Here is a 6,030-nt window from a genome sequence, read left to right on the forward strand (position 1 = left end):
ACCGGTACGCCCGCCCGCGGCGGCAAGCGGCACCGGCACCACTGAGCCTGACGGCCCGTCGGCCCGGCGTCCTCCGGGTGACGCCTCCTTGTCCTCTCTCGCCAACCCGATAACAATGCGCATGACAATACGGGCGGCCGGAGGCTCTCCGGTCGTCCGCTTCCGCAGAGAGGACCCCCACATGAACAAGCCTCTCCTGGCCGCGCTCTCCGCCGTGGCGCTCGCCGGGTTCGGCGCGACACCGGCCGTGGCCGCGCCGCACGTCAAGGCGGTGACCGTCGACTTCGCCGGAACCGTGTCGCTCAGCAACTGTTCCGGTTCCGTCGTCCGGCTGCCGAACTCGGCGGACAGCGACCCCGCGCTGGTGCTGAGCAACGGGCACTGCCTGGAGACGGGCTTCCCGCAGCCCGGCCAGGTCATCACCGGCCAGTCCTCCAGCCGCACCTTCGGCCTGCTGAACTCGGCCGGCACCAAGGTCGCCACGCTCCGCGCCAACCAGGTCGTGTACTCGACCATGACCGACACCGACGTCACCCTGTACCGGCTGACCACCAGCTACGCGGCGATTCGGAGCTCGTACGGCATCAACGCGCTGCCGCTGAGCGACACCCACCCCGTGGCCGGCAGCGGCATCAAGGTCGTCTCCGGCTACTGGAAGCGGATCTACTCCTGCAACGCGGACGGGTTCGTGTACCGGCTCAAGGAGGGCGGCTGGACCTGGAAGGACTCGCTGCGCTACACCGCCGCCTGCGACACCATCGGCGGCACCTCCGGCTCCCCGGTGATCGACACCGCCACCGGCAAGGTCGTCGCCGTCAACAACACGGGCAACGAGGACGGCCAGTCCTGCACCGAGAACAACCCGTGCGAGGTCGACCAGAACGGCAAGGTCACGGTCCGTCAGGGCATCAACTACGCCCAGGAGACCTACCAGATACCGGCCTGCTTCACGACCGGCAACAAGCTCAACCTCGGCGCGGCCGGCTGCACGCTGCCCAAGCCCTGACCGCCCCGGCCGTCACACCGGGGTGCGGCGCACCGACCGGCCCGCCAGCACGTCGGTGCGCCGCCCGTCCTCGATGACGAACCGTCCGTCCACCAGGACGTGCGGAATCCCGGTCGGCAGCGTCCTCGGCGCCGCGAAGGTGGAGCCGGCGGCGACGGTGGCCGGGTCGAACAGCACCAGGTCGGCGCGGTAGCCCTCGCGCACCAGGCCCCGGTCCGGCAGCCGCAGCCGGGCCGCGGGCCGCGAGGTCAGCCGGGCCACGCACTTCTCCAGGGACAGCACGCCCAGCTCGCGGACGTAGGTGCCGAGATAGCGCGGGAAGGTGCCGTAGGCACGCGGATGCGGCTTGGTGCCCTGGAGGATGCCGTCCGAGCCGCCGGTGTGCGCGCGGTGCCGCATGATCGCGCGGACGTTGTCCTCGTGGCCGACGTGCTGGAGGATCGTGGTGCCGAGCCGGTCCTCGACCAGCAGGTGCCGTACGGTCTCCCACGGCTCCTCGCCGCGCAGCCCGGCCACCTCCTTCACCGTGCGGCCCACGTACGCGGCCAGCGCCGGGTCGGTCACGCCGGAGATCTCGATGGTCTCCCACTCCGCCGGTACGCCGTGGCAGCCGTCGGAACCGGTGACCTCCAGGTGGTGCCGGACGCGCTCGGCGGTGGCGGGGTCGGTGAGCCGGGCCAGGATTCGCGCCGGGCCGCCCTCGCTCGCCCAACTGGGCAGCAGGGCCGCGAGGGTGGTGGAGCCGGGGGTGTAGGGATAGGTGTCCAGGGTGATGTCGGCGCCCGCGTCCAGGGCCGCGTCGAGCAGGGCGAGCAGTTCGGGGGCGCGGCCCTCGTTGACGCCGAAGTTCATGGTGGCGTGCGCCAGGTGCAGCGGGCAGCCCGCCTCCCGGGTGAGGGCGACCATCTCGGCGTAGGCCTGAAGGGCGCCCGCGCCGTAGGAGCGGTGGTGCGGGCAGTAGTAGCCGCCGTAGGAGGCCACCACCCTGCACAGCTCGGTCAGTTCGGCGTCGTCCGCGTACATGCCGGGGGTGTAGGTGAGGCCGGAGGAGAGGCCGACCGCGCCCTGTTCCAGGCCCTCCGCGACCAGGTGCCGCATCCGGTCCAGCTCGGCCGGGGTCGCCGGGCGGTCCTCCCAGCCCACGACCAGCGCGCGGACCGTGCCCTGCGGGACGAGGTAGGCCGCGTTGACCGCGATGCCCTCGTCCAGCCGGTCCAGGTACTCGCCGACCGAGCGCCAGTCGAGGTCGAGGTCGTCGCCGTAGCCGTTCCAGCCCGTGATGGCCCGGCGGACCTCCTGAAGGGTGCGGTCGTCGACGGGGGCGTACGACAGGCCGTCCTGGCCCAGGACTTCGAGGGTGACGCCCTGGGCGGCCTTGGCGCTGTGGTCGGGGTCGCGCAGCAGGGCCAGGTCGGAGTGGGCGTGCATGTCGATGAAGCCGGGGGAGAGGACCAGGCCCTCCGCGTCCAGCTCGCGCCGGGCGCGCGGGCGCTGACAGCCGGCCGCCGCGGCCTCCTTGACGATGGAGACGATCCGGCCCCGGTCGACCACCACATCGGCGCGGTAGGCGGGCGCCCCGCTGCCGTCGACCACGTCGGCGTCCCGGATGACGAGTTCTTCCACGGCCCTGCCCTCCTAGAAGAACGTACGGATGTACTGCACGACCGTGCCGTCCGCCTCGGTCACCGGGATGAGCTGCCACTTGTCGAAGCTGGTGCAGGGGTGGGACAGGCCGAAGCCGATCCAGTCGCCCACCATGACATCGGCCTCCGGTGTGGTGGCCAGCCACATGTGCTGGTCCGACAGGGCGGTCACCGTGACACCGGTGGCCGGGTGCTCGACGCCGTCCCGGCGTACGACCTGCGCCTCGGGCTTGTCCAGGTCGTAGGCGGCGTCGCGCTTGCCCGCGTTGACGAACGCCTGGCCGGGCTCGGGGCGGGAGACCACCTGCGCCCACAGCCGGAACGCGGGCTCCAGCGCGCCCTCCTGGGGCACCCGGTTGAAGGGGGTGATGCGGCGGTAGTGGCCGTCGTCGTGGGAGACGTAGGCGCCCGAGCGGAGCAGCTTCAGCACCGGGCGGGACAGCTCGGGGACCTCGGCGAACACCTCGGCCACCGTGTCGAACCAGGCGCTGCCGCCCGCGCTCACCACGATCTCGTCCGCCTTGCCGAAGAGGCCCCCGGCGTCCAGCGCGGCGGCGAGCGCGGTGAGCCGGCGCAGGAAGGCGGCGACCCGCTCGGGATCGGCCTTCGGCACCTCGCCCTCGTACCCCGCCACACCGACCAGGCGCAGGGTGCCGGTGGCGGCCACGGCGGCGGCGACCTCCGCGCACTCCGCCTCGGTACGGGCACCGGTGCGGGCACCCTCGCCGGCCGCCAGCTCCACCACCACGTCCAGCGGGCGGGCGGCGCCGGTGAGCGCCGCGTCCATCAGCTCGACCCCGCGCACGGAGTCCACGTAGGCCACGAGGCGGAAGTCCGGGTCGGCGGCCAGCTCGGCGGCGATGCGGCGCAGCGCGGCCGCGTCCACCAGCTCGTTGGCGAGGAAGATCCGCTGGACGCCGAACTCCCGTGCCACCCAGACCTGATGAGGCGCCGCGACCGTGATGCCCCAGGCGCCGTGCTCGATCTGCCGGGCGAAGAGCTGCGGCGCCATCGAGGTCTTGCCGTGCGGGGCGAAGGCGAGGCCGTGCCGGGCCGCGTACGTCTCCATGAGCGCGAGGTTGTGCGCCAGGCGTTCGGCGGACAGGGCGAGGACGGGAGTGGCGAAGCCGCCGGTGAACAGGTTGCGGCGCTCGGCGGCCAGCTCGCCCACCGTCAGCCCGGCGGCGTCCGGCGGAAGGCCCTTGAAACGGTGGTCGACCCGTTCCCCGGCGAGCTGTGCCAGGGCGTCGGAACCGGTCTCACGGGCCATACGAGCCTCCTGATCAGCGTCGTTGCACTCTCTGCAACGTCCATTGCGTATGTCGCTCCATGCTGTCTAACATCTCGGCCAACACGGGGTCAACGAAGTCGTCACCCCGGACCACCGACGAGGAGCCGAGACCATCGTGACCGCCGACGGACCGTCCAGCGCCGCCCCCGACACCGTGGATGTCGTGGACGTCGTCGCCCTGGGCGAGTCCATGGTCACCTTCCTTCCCGACCGCCCCGGCCGCCTCGCCGACGTGCCCGCCTTCCGGCGGGGCATCGGGGGCGCGGAGTCCAACGTGGTCTGCACCCTCGCCGCCGCCGGGCACCCGGCCCGCTGGGTCGGCCGGGTCGGCGCCGACGGCTTCGGGCAGCACCTGGTGGAGCGGATCGGCTCCTACGGCGTCGACACCGGCGCGGTCCGCGTGGACCCGGCGCGGCCCACCGGCGTCTACTTCCGCACCGCCGCCGACCGGGCCACCGACGCCCACGAGGTCGCCTACTACCGCGCCGGATCGGCCGCCTCCGCGATGGCCGTCGACAACACCGACCTCGCCGCGCTGGACGCGGGCCGCGTGCTGCACCTGTCCGGGATCACCGCCGCGCTGTCACCGGGGTGCCGGGAACTGCTGCACACCCTGACCGCGCCGCGCGAGGGGCGCCCGGTGGTGTCCTTCGACGTCAACCACCGCCCCGGCCTGTGGCGCGAGGCCGAGGACGCCCTGGTGCTGCTGGACCTGGCCCGGCGGGCCGACATCGTGTTCGTGGGCACCGACGAGGCGGAGGACGCCTGGGGCACGCGGGGCGGGGTCGAGGCGGTCCGGCGGCTGCTGCCGGAACCGCGGGTGCTGGTCGTCAAGGAGGGCCCGCTCGGCGCGACGGTGTTCGCGCGCACGGACACGGGTGAGTCCGCCGTGCGCGTGCCCGCCCTCACCGTCGACGTCGTGGCCACCGTCGGCGCGGGCGACGCCTTCGCCGCCGGGTTCCTCTCCGCCACCCTGCGCGGGCTCCCCGTACGCGACCGGCTGCGGCACGGCCACCTGATGGCCGCGGCCGCGCTCACCGTCCCCGGCGACCTCGCCGGCCCGCCCGCCCGCGACCACGCCGACCGGCTGGCCGCCCTGGACGACGAAGCGTGGGGGAGACTGCGACTCGGCCCCGGCTGGACCGGGGACGCCGCAGAAGGTCCGACCACCGAAGGGACGAGCACCGCATGAGCCAGACCGTCGACCGCGCCCTGAGCATCCTCCCGCTGCTCGCGGAGGGCCCCGCCGACCTCGGCCAGGTCGCCGAACGGCTCGGGGTGCACAAGTCCACCGCGCTGCGCCTGCTGCGCACCCTGCACGAACACGGCCTGGTCTACCGCCAGTCCGACCAGCGCTACCGGCTCGGCGCCCGCCTCTTCGCCCTCGCCCAGGAGGCGATGGAGAACCTCGACATCCGCGAGATCGCCCACCCCCACCTCGTCCGGCTCAACGAGGCGTGCGGGCACACCGTGCACCTTGCCGTGCACGAGGAGAACGAGGTGCTCTACATCGACAAGGTGGACAGCCGCTACCCGGTGCGCATGTACTCGCGCGTCGGCAAGCCGGTCGCCATCACGGTCGCCGCCGTCGCCAAGCTGCTGCTGGCCGATCTGCCCGAGGGCGAGCGCCGGGCGCTGGCGGAGAAGCTCGAATACCCCCTGTACACGGCCCGTTCCACCCCCAACGCGGGTGCGTTCCTGCGCGAGTTGGAGAAGGTGCGCGAACAGGGCTGGGCCACCGACCTCGGTGGCCACGAGGAGTCCATCAACTGTGTCGCGGCCCCGATCCGGGGCGCCGACGGCCGGGTGGTCGCCGCGATGTCGGTCTCCGCGCCGAACGTCGTCGTCACCGCCGACGAACTCCTCACCCTGCTCCCGCGGGTGCGCCGCACGGCGGACGCGATCAGCGGCGAGTACTCCGGAAGAACCCCAGTGAAGGACCCCACCGCATGACCGACAAGACCGCCCTCACCCCGAAGACCCACACGGTGCCGCCCGCGAGGTTCTCCCACGGCGTCAGGAAGGGCAACATCCTCCAGGTCGCCGGCCAGGTCGGCTTCCTGCCCGCCGAGGAGGGCAAGGCCCCCACC

5 protein-coding genes and 1 pseudogene are annotated in these 6,030 nt (G+C 73.1%); 4 read left to right on the forward strand and 2 right to left on the reverse strand.

The window, feature by feature from the left end; translation table 11 throughout:
• Positions 1–181 precede the first annotated feature (181 nt).
• Positions 182–1,006: a trypsin-like serine peptidase gene (locus tag CCN33_RS10835; protein WP_086693433.1), complete on the forward strand. Its 825-nt coding sequence runs from the start codon at positions 182–184 to the stop codon at positions 1,004–1,006.
• A gap of 12 nt (positions 1,007–1,018) precedes the next feature.
• Here the strand turns inward: CCN33_RS10835 and CCN33_RS10840 are convergent, their stop codons facing one another.
• On the reverse strand, positions 1,019–2,629 hold the full coding sequence (locus tag CCN33_RS10840) for an N-acyl-D-amino-acid deacylase family protein (protein ID WP_086693434.1): 1,611 nt from the start codon (positions 2,627–2,629) through the stop codon (positions 1,019–1,021).
• 12 nt (positions 2,630–2,641) lie between these two features.
• On the reverse strand, positions 2,642–3,919 hold the full coding sequence (locus tag CCN33_RS10845) for an alanine racemase (RefSeq protein WP_086693435.1): 1,278 nt from the start codon (positions 3,917–3,919) through the stop codon (positions 2,642–2,644).
• A 136-nt stretch (positions 3,920–4,055) separates the two neighbouring features.
• On the opposite strand from CCN33_RS10845, the gene CCN33_RS10850 reads away from it, so the two are divergent.
• From CCN33_RS10850 to CCN33_RS10860, 3 genes and pseudogenes are all read left to right on the forward strand, one after another.
• Positions 4,056–5,132 carry a sugar kinase gene (locus CCN33_RS10850; protein WP_086693436.1) on the forward strand — a complete coding sequence of 359 codons (1,077 nt, stop codon included), beginning with the start codon at positions 4,056–4,058 and terminating at the stop codon, positions 5,130–5,132.
• Entirely contained in the window at positions 5,129–5,893 is a 765-nt protein-coding gene (locus CCN33_RS10855) for an IclR family transcriptional regulator (protein WP_030806910.1), read from the forward strand. Before CCN33_RS10850 ends, CCN33_RS10855 begins: the two co-directional genes overlap by 4 nt.
• A pseudogene (locus CCN33_RS10860) lies at positions 5,890–6,030 on the forward strand (RidA family protein); the annotation flags it as partial. The gene CCN33_RS10855 and the pseudogene CCN33_RS10860, both read left to right, overlap by 4 nt.

Origin of the sequence: Streptomyces recifensis, assembly GCF_002154615.1 — a bacterium.
Taxonomy (GTDB): domain Bacteria; phylum Actinomycetota; class Actinomycetes; order Streptomycetales; family Streptomycetaceae; genus Streptomyces; species Streptomyces griseoluteus.

Bases quoted from the DNA above. Each gene is read 5' to 3' on its own strand.
- CCN33_RS10835 (WP_086693433.1), top strand. From the start codon at position 182: ATGAACAAGCCTCTCCTGGCCGCGCTCTCCGCCGTGGCGCTCGCCGGG.
- CCN33_RS10845 (WP_086693435.1), bottom strand. From the start codon at position 3,919: ATGGCCCGTGAGACCGGTTCCGACGCCCTGGCACAGCTCGCCGGGGAA.
- CCN33_RS10855 (WP_030806910.1), top strand. From the start codon at position 5,129: ATGAGCCAGACCGTCGACCGCGCCCTGAGCATCCTCCCGCTGCTCGCG.